16 protein-coding genes are annotated in these 15,683 nt (G+C 36.7%); 4 read left to right on the top strand and 12 right to left on the bottom strand.

Annotated features, from left to right (window positions below):
• Window position 1 precedes the first annotated feature (1 nt).
• Together EV694_RS10110 and EV694_RS10105 are read right to left on the bottom strand one after the other, a co-directional pair.
• A complete protein-coding gene (locus EV694_RS10110; RefSeq protein ID WP_132692139.1) occupies window positions 2–649 on the bottom strand; it encodes a glutathione S-transferase family protein in 648 nt (215 codons plus the stop codon).
• 41 nt (window positions 650–690) lie between these two features.
• Window positions 691–1,101, bottom strand: a complete 411-nt coding sequence (locus tag EV694_RS10105) for an organic hydroperoxide resistance protein (protein WP_132692137.1) — start codon at window positions 1,099–1,101, stop codon at window positions 691–693.
• Between the two features lie 191 nt (window positions 1,102–1,292).
• Here EV694_RS10105 and EV694_RS10100 point away from each other — a divergent pair, with 191 nt between their 5' ends.
• Complete coding sequence (locus EV694_RS10100) at window positions 1,293–1,745, top strand: MarR family winged helix-turn-helix transcriptional regulator (RefSeq protein WP_132692135.1); 453 nt, start codon at window positions 1,293–1,295, stop codon at window positions 1,743–1,745.
• A 368-nt stretch (window positions 1,746–2,113) separates the two neighbouring features.
• A complete protein-coding gene (locus EV694_RS10095; protein ID WP_132692133.1) occupies window positions 2,114–3,082 on the top strand; it encodes a cold-shock protein in 969 nt (322 codons plus the stop codon).
• Window positions 3,083–3,334: 252 nt separating this feature from the next.
• Here EV694_RS10095 and EV694_RS10090 read toward each other — a convergent pair whose 3' ends face one another.
• The 4 genes from EV694_RS10090 to epmB all read right to left on the bottom strand — a co-directional run bounded on the left by EV694_RS10090 (window position 3,335) and on the right by epmB (window position 7,825).
• Window positions 3,335–4,924: an ABC transporter substrate-binding protein gene (locus EV694_RS10090; RefSeq protein ID WP_132692131.1), complete on the bottom strand. Its 1,590-nt coding sequence runs from the start codon at window positions 4,922–4,924 to the stop codon at window positions 3,335–3,337.
• A gap of 83 nt (window positions 4,925–5,007) precedes the next feature.
• Window positions 5,008–5,523 carry a molybdopterin-guanine dinucleotide biosynthesis protein B gene (gene mobB, locus EV694_RS10085; RefSeq protein ID WP_132692129.1) on the bottom strand — a complete coding sequence of 172 codons (516 nt, stop codon included), beginning with the start codon at window positions 5,521–5,523 and terminating at the stop codon, window positions 5,008–5,010.
• A gap of 68 nt (window positions 5,524–5,591) precedes the next feature.
• Window positions 5,592–6,731, bottom strand: coding sequence for a LysM-like peptidoglycan-binding domain-containing protein (locus EV694_RS10080; protein ID WP_132692127.1), 1,140 nt, complete (start codon window positions 6,729–6,731; stop codon window positions 5,592–5,594).
• Between the two features lie 68 nt (window positions 6,732–6,799).
• Window positions 6,800–7,825, bottom strand: coding sequence for an EF-P beta-lysylation protein EpmB (gene epmB / locus EV694_RS10075; protein WP_424580064.1), 1,026 nt, complete (start codon window positions 7,823–7,825; stop codon window positions 6,800–6,802).
• A 25-nt stretch (window positions 7,826–7,850) separates the two neighbouring features.
• On the opposite strand from epmB, the gene efp reads away from it, so the two are divergent.
• Window positions 7,851–8,417 carry an elongation factor P gene (gene efp, locus EV694_RS10070; protein WP_132692123.1) on the top strand — a complete coding sequence of 189 codons (567 nt, stop codon included), beginning with the start codon at window positions 7,851–7,853 and terminating at the stop codon, window positions 8,415–8,417.
• Window positions 8,418–8,487: 70 nt separating this feature from the next.
• On the opposite strand, the gene corA is transcribed toward efp, so the two are convergent.
• Window positions 8,488–9,435 (bottom strand): magnesium/cobalt transporter CorA, encoded by a 948-nt coding sequence (corA, locus tag EV694_RS10065; protein ID WP_132692121.1) that lies wholly within the window; start codon window positions 9,433–9,435, stop codon window positions 8,488–8,490.
• A gap of 436 nt (window positions 9,436–9,871) precedes the next feature.
• On the opposite strand from corA, the gene EV694_RS10060 reads away from it, so the two are divergent.
• Window positions 9,872–11,107, top strand: a complete 1,236-nt coding sequence (locus tag EV694_RS10060; protein ID WP_132692119.1) for an NRAMP family divalent metal transporter — start codon at window positions 9,872–9,874, stop codon at window positions 11,105–11,107.
• Window positions 11,108–11,385: 278 nt separating this feature from the next.
• Here the strand turns inward: EV694_RS10060 and EV694_RS10055 are convergent, their stop codons facing one another.
• From EV694_RS10055 to aroA, 5 genes are all read right to left on the bottom strand, one after another.
• A complete protein-coding gene (locus EV694_RS10055; protein WP_132692117.1) occupies window positions 11,386–11,604 on the bottom strand; it encodes a CBU_0592 family membrane protein in 219 nt (72 codons plus the stop codon).
• Window positions 11,601–12,353 carry an HAD-IIB family hydrolase gene (locus tag EV694_RS10050; RefSeq protein WP_132692115.1) on the bottom strand — a complete coding sequence of 251 codons (753 nt, stop codon included), beginning with the start codon at window positions 12,351–12,353 and terminating at the stop codon, window positions 11,601–11,603. The genes EV694_RS10055 and EV694_RS10050 overlap by 4 nt, the downstream gene beginning before the upstream one ends.
• 1 nt (window position 12,354) lies before the next feature.
• Window positions 12,355–13,506 (bottom strand): cytochrome P450, encoded by a 1,152-nt coding sequence (locus EV694_RS10045; protein WP_132692113.1) that lies wholly within the window; start codon window positions 13,504–13,506, stop codon window positions 12,355–12,357.
• 100 nt (window positions 13,507–13,606) lie between these two features.
• Window positions 13,607–14,293: a DUF8095 domain-containing protein gene (locus EV694_RS10040; RefSeq protein ID WP_132692111.1), complete on the bottom strand. Its 687-nt coding sequence runs from the start codon at window positions 14,291–14,293 to the stop codon at window positions 13,607–13,609.
• A gap of 79 nt (window positions 14,294–14,372) precedes the next feature.
• A complete protein-coding gene (aroA, locus tag EV694_RS10035; RefSeq protein WP_132692109.1) occupies window positions 14,373–15,683 on the bottom strand; it encodes a 3-phosphoshikimate 1-carboxyvinyltransferase in 1,311 nt (436 codons plus the stop codon).

Below are 15,683 nucleotides of genomic sequence, written 5' to 3'. Positions count from 1 at the left end.
TTTAAATGTTTAAACTGTCTAAAGCGAGTTTTCCCAAGCGTTGCTCAGCTTTAATAAAACTTGGGTGTTGATAAATCTGTTGAACATATCGTGCGATATTCGGATAAATCCTTGCCAATTCAGGACGACACATCGCCACTTGCAAAGGAAAACTCATCGCCATATCCGCCATAGAAAGCCGATCGTTGACCAACCATTGCCGTTGCTCAAGCGCCCGCTCCACATACCCCAAATGCAACGGCACCTGCGCATCCACATAAACCGCTTTAAGCGCCTGTTTACTGGCGCAATCTTCAATGCGATTGACCATTATAGACAACATTAACGCAGGCATTATTGACCCCTCCGCATAATGCAACCATTGCAAATACGCATAATAATCCGCACTTTGTGGTGAAGGTTGTAAACGCCCCTTACCATATTGTTCAACCAAATACTGTAAAATCGCGCCACTTTCCGCCAAAGTGAAATTGCCGTCCGTTAAAATCGGCGATTTCCCCAACGGATGCACCGTTTTCAGGCAGCTTGGCGCAAGATGGGTTACCGCATCACGTTCAAAAATTTCAATGTGATAATCCAATTGCAACTCTTCCAACGCCCAACCAATCCGTTGCGCGCGAGATTGCTTTAACAAATACAAAGTAATCATTTCCCTTTCCCTCGCAAAAATATCGTAAAAACAGACCGCACTTACGCCGCTATCGTAACCAATTCCACCTCAATATTGCCACGCACCGCATTAGAATACGGGCAAACTTGATGAGCTTTTTCCACCAAACTTTCCGCTTGCGCTTGGCTTAACCCTTGCGTTTTCACGCTGATTTTGGCGCTCAAACGATATGCTCCGCCTAACACTTGCCCAATCCCAATTTGTACAGAAGTATGACTTTCGCTTAACGGCAATTTCATCTGTTGCGCCACTAAATTTAACGCGCTATCAAAACAAGCGGCATACCCCATCGCAAATAACTGTTCAGGATTTGTGCCTTGTTGCTCGCCATTAGGCAACGCCAAATCAAAAGCCAAAGAACCATCGTCTAACGCCGTTTTACCTGTACGTCCACCCGTCGCAGTGGCTTGAGTTTGATAAAAAATTTTCATATTTTGCTCCTATTATTGAAAAATGTGATGGTCAATACCCTCACTTTACCCTATAATTAACTAAATCGCTAATGATTATATCGCATGCGATTTAAATTAATGCAAATTATAGATAAGGCTTATCGCCTTGTCAATCGGTTTTTCAAAAAAAAATCGCATACGATTTTTTATTTCAAACAAAGAGGACAAAAATGACAGAAAAACAACCACTTAACCAGCACACATCACTCCCCCCATTACAGAACTTTCTCTGTTTTGCCGTCTATACCGCCAACCTCGCCTTTGGCAAAGCCTATAAACCCTACCTCAATGAACTGGGATTAACCTATACCCAATGGATTGTGCTACTCGCCTTAAGCGAAAGCGAAAATCAAACCGTCAACCAATTAGGGCAAAAAGTCTTTCTTGCCTCCAACACATTAACCCCCCTGTTAAAAGGCTTGGAACAACAAGGCTTAATCCAGCGACAACGCGCCAAAACAGACGAACGCCAAGTGGTGCTAAATTTAACCGAGCAAGGGCAACAAAAATGCGAGCAAAGTTTGATTTGTATGAACATTATTCAAAAATTTGACCTAAGCCTTGAAGAAATCCGCGTACTGCAAAAAGCGATATGTAAATTGCGCGATAATTTATTGGCGTAAAAGGGCGGTGGGTTTTGGGAATATTTTTATAGGATATTGAGTAGCCTGTATTCCCAATCTGAAAAATATGATAATAATCATATAGTAACAGTTTTGTTAATATACGAAAAAGCAATAAGTAATAAGTAAAACAAAAAGGCAAGATATACTAAAAGCCTTATGTATATGGAAACAGGGGTTTCAGGCTTATTTTATCAATTTATTGCTATTTAAATTGAGGCCACTCTAATTAACAGTAAATAACATATTAATACAATATACATAAGAGTGTTGTTAACACTATATCATTGTTATTTTAATCAACTAGAGCTAAAATCTAATTTGTAAATAAATCTATGTTTACTATTTTATGTATTTGGAGTAAACCAATGACGGAAATTTCCACAATCAAATATTTAAACCCTGAAAAACGTAGTGGTTTTATTCATAAAATTCACGCAACTGATGAAAAGGATTTTTTGTTTGTTGAAAAAGAATTAATTAATCTGAAATTTGACGATTTGACTGAAGGAATGGAAGTGCAATTTGAGATACATGGTCATTTTGCCAATAAGGTAACATTACCTGAAGTTAATCAGACAAAAAAACTTGTTCAATCTCAAATTAAATATTTAAATCCAGAAAAGCGCAATGGTTTTATTTGTAAGCTTAGTGAAGCTGATGAAAAAGATTTATTCTTTGTTGAAAAAGAATTATGTAATATTCAATATGATGACTTAAAAATTGGTATGGTCGTTCAATTTGAACAACATGGTTCGTTTGCTAATAAAATTCAACTGATTGAATCAAATGAAGAAAAGAGTGTTTCTCAAACAAATGAAATGGCGGAAGATAACTTTTCCAGCATTATTTATTCTATTATTCAAGTGATGAAACATAATGCGCAAAACATTAATGATCCTTTTGTCTTTGAGGATTATGCACACACTGTTTTGAAAATGCTTGTTCCCGAGGTCTATACTAGCCCACGTGATAAGCAAGCAGGGTTGTTTGATGGCTTATTTAAGTATAAAAATTTAGAAGTGATTTACGATTGCACTTTATCTAAAAATTTTAAAGAATACAAAGAAAATCAAATTTCAAATTATATTAATCAAATACAGCAGCAATCTATTACCATTAACAAAGAAAGAATTGGTTTAAATAGTAATTCCAATAAACAAATTTGGGTCATTACCAAAGATAAAACAGAGTTATTTCAAACGCATCGAGGCATAACTGATATTCGTATTAAAGAAGTCAGTATTTTTAGTTTAATTGATTTATTGAATAAAAAATTAGCAAATATTGATTATGACCCATTAGATGCGATTGACGATTTAAAAGATATTAAATAACTTCAGTAATAGTATCCCAAAAAACCGATCTTAATTATCGTTGCAGAAACAATCACTATTGGGCTTTGCGTGAGAAAAGCTATAAAATTATTTTAGTCAATTCCACCCCTGCCACAATAATGCCCCCTGATATGCTGTTACCAACTTGGGGGCAGAATATAGTCATAAAATCAAACAAAGCGGCACACCAAGACAATATAAAAAGTAAGGTGTGCCGACACTTATTTAAAACAAGATTAATGGAGAGAATTTTTATTCAACACTCACCCCATAAAATGCGGTATAACCAAATGGGCTATGCTTATAATTGCGTACGCGTTGGCTCATTGGAATATAGGTTATCGAATGAGCAATGGTGACCCAAGGGGCTTGTTGTTTAATAATTTGTTGAGCTTGGCGATATAATTCTGCACGTTCATTTTGATCTGTTAAACGGATTGCTTGATTTAATAGTGCATCATAATCTTTATTACACCAACGTGCGTAATTGCTGTTGCCTACGTTGGAACAAGCTAATAATGGCGAGAGGAAATTATCAGGATCGCCGTTATCCCCTGACCAGCCATAAGTGCCTGCCTCAAGTTCTCCTGCTTTAGAGCGTTTAATATAATCGCCCCATTCATAGCTGACAAGTTTGGCTTTAACCCCAATTTTTTCCCAGTCTGCTTGTAACATTTCGCTCATTCGGCGTGGATTTGGGTTAGAGTTACGCACTACAGGTTGTACCCATAATTCCACTTCAAAGCCATCTGGATACCCTGCTTCGGCAAGAAGTTGTTTGGCTTTCGCAGGATCATAAGGGTAATCTTCGATCTGTTCATCATATCCCCAAATGGTTGGTGGTAATGGGGTTTTCGCTGCAATGCCTGCGCCTTGATAAACTGCGTCAATAATGGCTTTTTTATCGGTGGCATAATTTAACGCTTGGCGTACTTTTACCTCATTAAGCGGTTTTTTCTCGGTATTTAACGCAACATAGGCGACATTTAAGCCTTCTTGAGCTAATAGCTGAATTTTCGGATCTTGTTTCATTCTTGCAATATCAGAGGTATTTGGGAAATCCATCATATCGCAAGCCCCACTTTGCACTTTGGCATAACGAGCGGTGGCATCGGGAGTAATGCTAAAGATTAAGCGATCAATATCCGCTTTGCCTTTCCAATAATCTTTATTCGCCAAGAAACGAATGGCTTGATCCACTTGATAGCCCGCAAAAACAAAAGGGCCTGTTCCAATGGGTTGGGAGTCAATATTAGTTGGTGTGCCTGCTTTTAACATTTTATCGGCATATTCGGCGGAATAAATGGAAATAAAATCCATACCAAGGCTTGATAAGAATGTGGCATCAGGCGTGTTTAAGGTAATGCGTACCGTTTGATCATCAACTTTTTCTACCGATTTTAATAAGGTAGGAAATTTCATTGCGTTAAAATATGGGTAAGTCCCATTTGATACCTTGTGGTAAGGGTGATTTGGATCTAATTGACGCTGAAATGAAAAGATTACATCATCGGCATTAAAATCACGGCTTGGTTTAAAGACTTTATTACTGTGAAATTTTACCCCTTGACGTAAGTGAAAGGTATAAGTTAATCCGTCATCACTGACTTCCCAACTTTCTGCCAGCCCAGGTTCTATGGAAGTGGTGCCGGGTTTGAATTCAACGAGGCGGTTATAAACTTGTTGAGAACTGGCGTTATAAGAAATACCGTCCATCACTAATGCTGGGCTAAATCCTGTTGGTGAACGGCTTGTACAATTTACAAAGGTGGTTTCAGCCTGTGCCAAAGTGGTAACTGATAAAGCCAATGCGGTTAATGAAAACTTGGTAATTAATTTCATGGGTTTCTCCTATGCTGACGGATGAATTCAGAGTTAAAGATATCCTAAAATTGTGCGAGCTTGAAAGATTAAAATTATATGAATTATAACGATTTATTCTTTATCATCGTAAACCATTGCCAAATAAATTCGGTTATTAGCAAAATATTATTCAAATCTAACCGCACTTTTTCGCTTTTTACGGGGTAATCTGTGGCTAATGCAATAACATAAGGATCAAGGTCGGGTAAAGGCTTAGCCATATTGTGGCGATGCAATAGAATTTTGGCAATGGGTTCTTGCTTAAAACCTTCCACTAAAATTAAATCGGTTAAATGGGGATCAAATTGATGAGCAAGATAAGTTAAATCAAGGGATTGTTGCTTGGTTTCGGTCATTAATGCCCAACGTTGTTCGCAAGCCATAATCACTTGGCTTGCTCCCGCTTGTGTCATACGTCCGCTATCTTTACGTGGATTATCTAATTCAACATTGTGATGAGTATGCTTAATTACCGCAACCTTAATGCCTTTTGCTTGTAATTGAGGTAATAATTTTTCCAGTAATGTGGTTTTGCCGCTGCCACTATACCCTGTAATGCCAAGCATTGGGATTGTCATATTAGCTTCCTTATCATCAAAATAAATAAAAAGCTAAACAGGATTTCTCCTGTTTAGCTTGAGAGCCATTATTTACGATAAATATAGCTACCATCTGCTTGGCGAATAAAACGTGAGCCATCTTGTAAACGTAATTCGCCAACGCGTCCATTAGATTGCACAGAAACCTGAACTTTATCGCCGGGTTTAAAACTGCTTAACACATTGCCAGCTCCATTCGCTCGGGTCATAGCATTCACATCCGCAATATTCAAGTTATTATCACGAAATACCTGCATTAAGGAAACGCCTTTGCTAATGGTAAGGGTTTTATTTGTGCCTGTTGAGCGACTACTTGCTTTGGCTCGACTCGCTTCTACCACTGGCGCAGGTTTATTAGCACTTTGTTTGCTTTCCGCAGGACGATTTGTCGCTGGACGAGGTGTGCTTTTCGCTGTATTTTGTACCACTTTTGTGGCAGGTTTTTGTTCTTGACTTGGGGCAGTTTTCACGCTTTCAGTTTGACGGACTGGCGATGTCACCGTTTTGGCTTGTGGTGCCACTTCCTCCGCCACGACGTGATTCACTTCGGCTTTAGGTAACACAACCCCACTGGCAATATTGGCTGCGGTTGTCATTAATGAAGGGGCAGTAAATTGTACTTGCTCTGTTACCACCATCTCTATTTCTGGCTCATTTTCTTCCACGATTAAACTTTGATCCAAAGGTTGAAACTCAATCGGCAACTGATTTTGGCTTTGCTGATGAAATGAATCTACTGTGGTTGAACTTGGTTTTAACCATAAAAATAATAAAAGCAAAATAATCAAGGCAAATAATACCGCCACAATACGGCGATGTTTTTGCGGTAATTTTTGTAAAATTGCCCAATTTTCTGGGTGTTTCCAATCAAACCCTTTTGGCTTAGGTTCGGTCAATGGCGTATTTTCCTCTTGATGTTGCAAGGTTTCTGATGATTCATCAAGGGAAGTTTCATTCTCTACCAAGTCTGCTTGTCCCTCATTAGTAGCTTGGGTAAGAGTCGGCTCTTGGCGTGTTTTTTCTTGCTTCTTACGTCCTAAACCTGCCACAACGCCCTTTATTTTATCTAAAAAGGACGGCGTTGGTTCAACGACTTTTTTCGGCGTAATAGGCTCCATTTGATTAAATTCTAAATCTAATTGGTTTTGTTCTGGCTGTTGCTGTGCTTTGTTTTTGTCGGAATCCACAATGTACCTCAATAAAATAAATGCTGTATGACAAATGCAAACATTCTAACGGATTTTTATTGATTTTTCTAATCAGAATACAGGGTTTTATTTGGCTTATGGGCAATTTCTCTGGCTAATTTTGGCACCAAGTATCCCGAGCTAATACGTTGTAATTCTTGATAAATTTGTAATGCCTTATGATCCTCAAGGTAAAAATGGCTTGCGCCGGCTACCTTGTCCAATAAATGTAAATAATAGGGCAAAATGGTACAATCAAAGAGTTTTTCATTAAGCTGCTTTAAAATTTGAGCGTCATCATTTACCGCCCTTAATAATACCGATTGATTGAGCAAGGTTACCCCCGCTTGGCGGAGCTGTAACATCGCTTGTTTAAAGCGTTGATCAATTTCATTGGCGTGATTAATATGGGTAACCAGAACACAAGCAAAACGACTTTGTGCCAATAATTGACAAAATTCGTGAGTAATACGTTGTGGGATCATCACAGGTAAACGGGTATGAATACGCAAACGTTGTAAGTGCGGTATGTTTTCCAATTTTTTTATTAACCAAGCTAATTCGTGATCTTTCGCCATAAGAGGATCACCGCCTGAAAAAATAACCTCTTCGATTTCCTGATGTTGAGCAATATAATCTATTGCCTTTGTCCAATTTGCTTTATTTCCTTGATTTTCTGCATAGGGAAAATGGCGGCGAAAACAATAACGACAATTTACCGCACACCCCCCTTTGACCATTAATAACAAACGATTATGGTATTTATGCAAAATATTGGGGACTGGCGATTGCTGTTCTTCTAAGGGATCTTCACTAAATCCCTCAGCGGAAAGAAATTCTTGTGGTAATGTCATAACCTGCAAAAATAACGGATCTTGCGGATCAGCTTTTTTCATTTTTGCCACAAACGGCAAAGGCACACGCATAGGAAAAAGTTTACGTGCTTCAATCCCCGCTAAAAAAGGGGCTAAGGGTAATTGCAACGTATTTAATAATTGCTTAGGGTCGGAAATTGCACTAGCAAGATAATCTGTCCAATTTTGATCTTCTCTATTTAAGGGATTTTGAGTTAAAATACACACTTTTATATACAACTAAGTTAATCAATTTGAGGAAAATATGGCTACATATACTACCACTGATTTCAAACCAGGTCTAAAATTCATGCAAGACGGTGAGCCTTGCGTCATCATTGAAAACGAATTTGTCAAACCTGGTAAAGGACAAGCCTTTACACGCACCCGTATTCGTAAACTGATTTCTGGTAAAGTGTTAGATGTTAACTTTAAATCAGGCACATCAGTAGAAGCTGCTGATGTAATGGATTTAAACCTTATCTATTCATATAAAGACGATGCTTTCTGGTATTTTATGCACCCAGAAACCTTTGAACAATATTCAGCGGATGAAAAAGCGGTTGGCGATTCAGCGAAATGGTTATTAGACCAAGCAGAATGTATTATCACATTATGGAACGGTGCACCAATCAACGTTACACCACCAAATTTCGTTGAGTTAGAAGTAACAGATACCGATCCAGGCTTAAAAGGCGATACCGCTGGCACAGGGGGTAAACCAGCAACATTAAGCACAGGTGCAGTAGTAAGAGTGCCATTATTCGTACAAATTGGCGAAGTCATTCGAGTGGATACACGTTCAGGTGAATATGTTTCACGTGTGAAATAATTTTTTCTTATAAATGAAAAAGTGGCAATCAAGTTTGCATTGATTGCCACTTTTTATTTATTGCACCTTATTACAACCACCCTTTACGTTTAAAATACCAATAAGGCATAAAGGCAGCTAATCCCATTAAGCCTAATGCCATAGGGTAACCATAATGAAAGCCTAATTCTGGCATATCCGCAAAGTTCATTCCATAATTAGAGGCGACTAATGTTGGCGGTAGGAAAATCACAGAAACTACCGAGAAGATTTTGATAATACGGTTTTGCTCAATATTGATAAAACCCATTGCCGCTTGCATAAGGAAGTTTACTTTTTGGAAGATAGATTCATTATGGGGTTGTAATGATTCAATATCCCGTAAAACCTCTCGAGCTTGTTCTAACTGGCTTGCGGGTAAGCGTGTTTTGCGTACCAAAAAACTTAAAGCTCGTTGCGTATCCATTAAACAAAGTCTGACTTTTGAACTGGCATCTTCTTGTTCTGTTAAGGTGGCAAGGGCTTCATCAAAGGCTTCACCTTGTTTCCCTTCTAAAATCACACGACTTAATTTCTCTAAATCCGCGTAAATGGTTTCAATGACGTCCGCTAATTGCTCAATTTTGGTTTCAAATAAATCCAATAATAATTCATAAGCATTACATTCGATTAAACGCTGATTGCGAGAACGCATACGATATAAGCGGAATGCAGGTAACTCACGATCTCTTAGGGTAAATAAACGCCCATCTCGTAAGGTAAAAGCGACGGTGGCAATGTCGGCATAATCATCTTCGTCTTCACAATAAAAAAAGGAGTGTAAGTGTAAACCGTCATCATCTTCAAAGAAACGGGCAGATGCCTCAATATCTTCTAATTCAAGATAGGAAGCGAGATTTTGTCCCAATCCTTCTTGTATAAGGTCACGCTCTTCTGAGGTAGGCTCAAGCAAATCAATCCAAATGGCGGTATTAAGTTCATTACTATTTTCATCAATACGGCTAAGGCGCGCATCTTCTAGTGCGAATACATTTATCATTTTTCATCGTTCCCATAGTTTTGAACAACGCAATGAACAAAGAAACAAAATAACCAACAAGTGCGGTCTATTTTTGAATTATTTTTTAAATGTATAAACAGTTAGTAAAACTAGTTGTCGTAAAACATTTAAAAGAGATGCCGATAAGTGGCTAGATAATGAATTATCAGCGATAACTATCACCGATAATAGGAGAAATGAGGTAATAGTTAGGCAAAAAACTTAAATCGGTATCGACTGTGACTGTCCAAAGTGTATGTCCTCATATTGCTAAATCGTGGCGAATGTTACGCCTGAAAGTGCGATTAGTCAAGGGGATCGAGGAAATCTTGTTTATCATTTTTATTAAAATATACTATTGTAATAGTACAATAAATAGCGTAGTGTATATTCGCTATTTAGCATAACATAATAATAACATTACTAAGGAAAAACCATGAATCAACAAAAAGTGAAAAAATTTAATTTATCCGCCTTAGGTCCTGGAATACTAATGGCTTCTGCCGCAGTCGGCGGTTCTCATTTAATCTCCTCAACTCAAGCAGGGGCATTATATGGCTGGCAACTTGTGTTACTTGTCATTGTAGTCAACTTATTAAAATATCCCTTTATCCGCTTTGGAATGCACTACACCCTTGATAGCAATAAAACCCTATTGGAAGGCTATTTAGAAAAAGGGCGGTTCTATTTATGGGTATTTTTCATTTTAAACGTCTTTTCCACCGTAATTTGTGTCGCCGCAGTGGTGATTTTATCTGCCGCAATAGTTTCGTTTGTCCTCCCCATTCCTATGCCCATTTTAACTTGGAGCGTGCTATTGCTGAGTTTTGCGATTTTACTCTTAGGCAAATACCGTTTATTGGATTCATTATCCAAACTTATGATGATTACCATCAGTCTTACCACAATAGTGGCTGTCATCATTGCCTTATTTAAAGGCGCACCCACTACGGTAGATTATCATGCTCCAAGCCCTTGGCAATTATCTGAATTAGCTTTTTTAGTGGCTTTAATGGGCTGGATGCCTGCCCCTATTGAAATCTCAGCAATGAGCTCTATGTGGGTAATTGCCAAAAAACGTAATACTCCTGTCTCTTATCAAGATGGCATTTTTGATTTTAATGTTGGCTATATTAGCACAGCGGTTTTGGCGGTTATTTTTTTAGCCTTAGGGGTATTAGTCCAATATGGTCAAAATGTTCCTATTCAAATGGGAGGAGGACAGTACGTTTCCCAACTAATTAATATGTATGCTTCCACCATTGGTGAATGGTCAAAAGGATTAATTGCCGTCATTGCTTTTATGTGTATTTTTGGCACAACCCTTACCATTGCTGACGGTTACGCACGCACCAATATTGAAAGTTTACGTTTATTATTAAATAAACAACAACGCAAACCCATTTATATTAATTTAGCCTTACTATTATCATTTATTGGGGCAGGAATAATGATTTTTGTCCTTAATAATTCATTAGGCGCAATGCTAACCTTTGCAATGATTGGCTCATTTGTTTTAGCCCCATTTTTTGCATTACTTAATTTATTATTGGTACTCCAAGGCAAACACAAAGTACGAGGCTGGTTATTATGGCTTTCTATTATTGGTATGATTTATTTGGTGTTATTTAGTTTATTCTTTATTGTGTATCAGTTGGGATGGTTACAATAAAAAATACTCTCAAACCAAAGGATAGTCGTTCCAATTTAAAATAAGCTGGGGGCACGGCCCCAGTATTATTTTAAAGCTGGACGATGATATTTTAAATCTCTCCCCCACACACCACATTCCGCAATAAACTCGCTTGTTGGTTTTTCATCTTGCTCATTTGTTGATAACGATGAATAGTCTATAATAGCTAAGGAATACATCGTTAATTCTTTTCTATAAAGAACTCAAAAATTTGAGTTTTAATTATCTACATTTAATTAATATTTAATAAATCAGAATTATACCTTTATTTTTGAATAATATCTAATGATTTGTATAACATTAATAACCACAATCAGTCCATCTAATATTGCAACAGGCCAAGCTTCATTAACTACGGCATATATAGTAATAAGCATTGCTCCACAGATATTTAGTAATCTTAATAATATTATTGATTGACATAGGAAAGAAATAATCACTAATGTTGTCCCAATATAACCTAATATATCGATCATAGATCACTTCCTAATTTTTTAATAAAGTGAGCAATATTATCAAAATTAACATAGTAATTAGCGTTAAGGTAGTCTCTTTTATTACCAACAAATACAGATATTTCTGCATTATCTAACATTAAAAAGTCATTTTGATCATTACCAAAAGCTACATAGGGGGTATTATTGATCAATTTATTTATTGTATAAAACTTATTATTATTAATCGGTGTAATATCAAAAAAATTCTCAGACTTATGTTTATGTATACTTACGTTTTCACCAAACAACGTAGAAATTTCTTGCAAAATGCTATCATTTAGCACAAGTATTTTACTTACTCCTCCATTAATTAACTTTTCTTCATCTACTTTTTCACAACTTAAAGACTGTATATAATTATGAAAATCGTGAGGTTGTTTTGATAAAGAAAAACTCCAAGTTCCATCTAAAACATAAGGGATATTTCTCAACTTTAATAAAGAGATAATTTTCTCAACATATATATTGTTTAATAAATTGTGAAATAAGAAATTATTGTTCTGATAAGCCATACCACCATTACAACCAATAAATAGGCAATGATGACTTAAACTATCATTAATCATAGGTAACATATCTCTAATTGGTCTTGCTGAGGCAAAAATAATATTACTATTTTTCTCAATAAGAGTTTCTATTTCAGTTAAAATAGTCTTATCAACTCTTTTCCCTGACATTGAAATTGTTCCATCAATATCAAAAATAAATGTTTTTATTTTTTTAGGCATATTATTCTACTTTTATATATAATTTATTTATGGCTCTAAATCCAACATTATTGATCCAATTTTCATCAATTAATTTGATACCTAGTGTTTCCAATTCTTTCATAGATGAAATAAGCATAGTAACAACTTTTTGGGCTATATTAGCCCCCAAACACCTATGTTTACCTGCTCCAAAAGATATATGTTTATCTTTTTTCATTCTAATTTTTATTTGTTTATGATCCATAAAAACACTAGGGTCTCTATTAGCTGAAGATATAAACATTGTAACCCTTTCTCCTTTTTTAATCAAATAATTATTAATGTAAACATCTTGTTTTGCTACTCTTGCACAGTATTGGAAAGATGGTTCTAAACGGACTAACTCATCAAACAATCCAACATTACTAATATCTTTTGGTACATGAATTTTTTTAGCTAATATGTAAAAATAATAATTTATAACTGATATCAAAGGATCATAACCATCTATTAGTATATTAATTAATAGCGGACGAATTTTTTCAATAGAAATTTTATTATCTAACAAATATCCAATAAAACTGTTTTCTGATTTACATGATTTTATACAATCATCTAAAATATTCTGAGTAAGTTCTAACGAAGTTAATACTTTTTTTCTTTCATTTAAACTACCTATTTCACCGTTGGTTATAAATGATACGATAGGTTTAGATGACAGTATAATCTTATTATATATATCTCTATCGATACCGAATATGGTTGATAAAATATCGATTGTAAAAGGATGTAAAACATTAGACACAAATTCAATATTATTTTGTTTAGTTGTAATATAAGGACGGATATATTTATTGAAGCTATTAATAACTATATTGTCTAAATTTTTTGATGAAAAGGATAATGCTTTTACAGCTAATTGCCTATATTCTTTATGGATATCTCCGTCCATATACATTAACCAATTACTATAGAAATCTAATACTTTACTTGAATAAGGACAAGTGGATAAATTAGAAAATTGTTGTTTCTTTCTATTAGAAGACATCTCAGGCATCTTTAAGAATTCAACTGCTGTTTTGAAATTTAAGATAATGTGAGAGTTAAGATCGTTATCAAAAAATATTTCTTTAGAACGGTGTTTAGAAAAATACTGAAATCTATCTTTTAATAGTTCATATTGTGTAGTCATTTGGCATCCCTGTGAAACAAACTTTAATTCATTATACACAAAAATATATAACGATCAATACTAGTAACTTATTTCGTAGAAGTAACATTTTATCTACTGCTTATTTAATTAATAAAAAACACACCACATTCCGCAATAAACTCGCTTGTTGTTTAGCGTAGTTTAGGGCGGTTTGGTTGCCTTGTTGTTTTTCATCTTGCTCAATTTGTTGACGGAGATGAGGGTCATTAAGGTTAAATTCTGAGCGGTAGTTGAGCAGGGTTGGATCTTGCTTTTGGTTAAGCGTGGCACTGATTAAACTGGTTACAAATTGCTTTGAGGTGGCGTAGTAATTACTGCTTGCCTCAAGTCTTACCCCTTGTTTTTTCCGTTGAAAACTGTGGCAAATACCCTGTTCAGCGCTAAAGCGGCTATGGCTAATACGTCCTTGAGAAAATTGGTAAACCTCAAATTGCTTTGCCTTGCCTAGCTGGGCTAACGCGGTTTTATCATAAGGATTAATAGATTGTTGCCCCTGTTGTAGGATAATGCGTATATATTGGTTACTGCCCACTTCAAGCAGATAAATATCCCCTAAGCTCACATATTCAGTAGGATTGCCAAAAACCTTTTGTTGTAACGCTTCGCCCTGCGGTTGTTGTAAATCTGTCTTGGCCTGTTGGGTAAAAGTAAGGGCTTGGCGATTGCCGTTTATGTCTTTATAAGTTATCCATTTCAGCTCGGATTGGGTGGTTGTACAAGCCATTAAGCCCATAGCAAGACTAAGTGCGGTCAGTTTTTTCAACATTTTTTGCTCTTTTTGTGATGTTTTGCCATAGAAAAATCGCCATTGTATTGTTGTCCGATATTACTCTATGGCAAAAAGATTAAGACTGTGCAATCCGCAAAAACTCATCAAAGAAGGTTGGAAAGGTTTTTGCGGTGCATTTTGGATCTAAAATGGTCACTGGAGTATTTGATAAGGCAATCAAGGCAAAGCACATCGCCATACGGTGGTCATTGTAGGTTTCAATGTGTGCATGTTGAAAATCCGTTAATGGCAAAGGCTGAATACGAATAAAATCTTCGCCTTCTTCCACTGTTGCCCCCACTTTGCGTAACTCAGTCGCCATAGCACTCAAGCGATCCGTTTCTTTTACTCGCCAATTATAGATATTGCGAATAACGGTTTCACCTTGAGCAAATAAAGCAGTAGTCGCAATGGTCATAGCGGCATCAGGAATATGGTTCATATCCATATCCACGCCGATTAATTCCCCACGTTCCGCTTGGATAAAATCCTCGCCCCAAGTGATTTTTGCTCCCATCTTTGCCAATACATCAGCAAATAAACGGTCGCCTTGAATGGAATTTTTGCCAATACCTGTGACTTTTACCTTGCCTTTAATTGCTCCAGCGGCAAGAAAATAAGAGGCAGAAGAGGCATCGCCCTCAACCATATAATGCTGTGGTGATTGGTATTGTTGCTGACCTTTTACCTTAAAACGGCGATAGTCTTGATTGATAACCTCAACACCAAAAATTGCCATCATATTGAGGGTAATATCAATGTAAGGTTTTGATACCAAATCGCCAATAATTTCAATTTCCGTATCTTGCTCTGCCATCGGAGCTGCCATTAAAAGTGCGGTCAAAAATTGAGAAGAAATTGAGCCATCAATGCTGACCTTGCCCCCTTTCAATCCCACATTGCGAATGGCTAAGGGAGGGTAGCCCTCTTGTTCTAAATAATCAATTTCAGCCCCCGCTTGGCGTAATGCGTCCACCAAATGCTTAATTGGGCGTTCTTTCATACGAGGTTCGCCCGTTAAGATAATTTCATTCTGCTTACCGTAAGGATTGGCGAGGCATAATGCCGCCGTTAAGGGACGCATTGCCGTTCCAGCATTGCCTAAAAATAGGCTTAAGCCATCTTGCCAATCAAAGGCCTGCCCTAAGCCAGTGATTTCACATTCTGATTTATCGGCGGATAATTGATAGGTTACCCCTAATTGTGCCAACGCCGCTAACATATAACGTACATCATCACTATCCAATAAATTGGTTACTTTGGTAGTGCCTTTGGCTAAGGCGGCTAATAATAACGCACGATTAGACAGACTTTTTGAGCCAGGTAAATTAATCACGCCCTCCACCTTGGCAATGGGATTGAGGGTAATTGATTGAACATCTTGCAT

The organism is Volucribacter psittacicida (assembly GCF_004339025.1).
Taxonomy (GTDB): domain Bacteria; phylum Pseudomonadota; class Gammaproteobacteria; order Enterobacterales; family Pasteurellaceae; genus Volucribacter; species Volucribacter psittacicida.
Note: the sequence above shows the minus strand (reverse complement) of the source record. Positions and strands in the feature narration are given on the sequence as shown.

Excerpts from the sequence above, each read along its gene's own strand:
- EV694_RS10045 (WP_132692113.1), bottom strand. The coding sequence starts at position 13,506 with ATGACTACACAATATGAACTATTAAAAGATAGATTTCAGTATTTTTCT.
- efp (WP_132692123.1), top strand. The coding sequence starts at position 7,851 with ATGGCTACATATACTACCACTGATTTCAAACCAGGTCTAAAATTCATG.
- EV694_RS10060 (WP_132692119.1), top strand. The coding sequence starts at position 9,872 with ATGAATCAACAAAAAGTGAAAAAATTTAATTTATCCGCCTTAGGTCCT.
- mobB (WP_132692129.1), bottom strand. The coding sequence starts at position 5,523 with ATGACAATCCCAATGCTTGGCATTACAGGGTATAGTGGCAGCGGCAAA.
- EV694_RS10050 (WP_132692115.1), bottom strand. The coding sequence starts at position 12,353 with ATGCCTAAAAAAATAAAAACATTTATTTTTGATATTGATGGAACAATT.
- EV694_RS10055 (WP_132692117.1), bottom strand. The coding sequence starts at position 11,604 with ATGATCGATATATTAGGTTATATTGGGACAACATTAGTGATTATTTCT.
- EV694_RS10040 (WP_132692111.1), bottom strand. The coding sequence starts at position 14,293 with ATGTTGAAAAAACTGACCGCACTTAGTCTTGCTATGGGCTTAATGGCT.
- EV694_RS10105 (WP_132692137.1), bottom strand. The coding sequence starts at position 1,101 with ATGAAAATTTTTTATCAAACTCAAGCCACTGCGACGGGTGGACGTACA.
- EV694_RS10100 (WP_132692135.1), top strand. The coding sequence starts at position 1,293 with ATGACAGAAAAACAACCACTTAACCAGCACACATCACTCCCCCCATTA.
- EV694_RS10095 (WP_132692133.1), top strand. The coding sequence starts at position 2,114 with ATGACGGAAATTTCCACAATCAAATATTTAAACCCTGAAAAACGTAGT.
- EV694_RS10110 (WP_132692139.1), bottom strand. The coding sequence starts at position 649 with ATGATTACTTTGTATTTGTTAAAGCAATCTCGCGCGCAACGGATTGGT.
- corA (WP_132692121.1), bottom strand. The coding sequence starts at position 9,435 with ATGATAAATGTATTCGCACTAGAAGATGCGCGCCTTAGCCGTATTGAT.
- aroA (WP_132692109.1), bottom strand. The coding sequence starts at position 15,683 with ATGCAAGATGTTCAATCAATTACCCTCAATCCCATTGCCAAGGTGGAG.
- EV694_RS10090 (WP_132692131.1), bottom strand. The coding sequence starts at position 4,924 with ATGAAATTAATTACCAAGTTTTCATTAACCGCATTGGCTTTATCAGTT.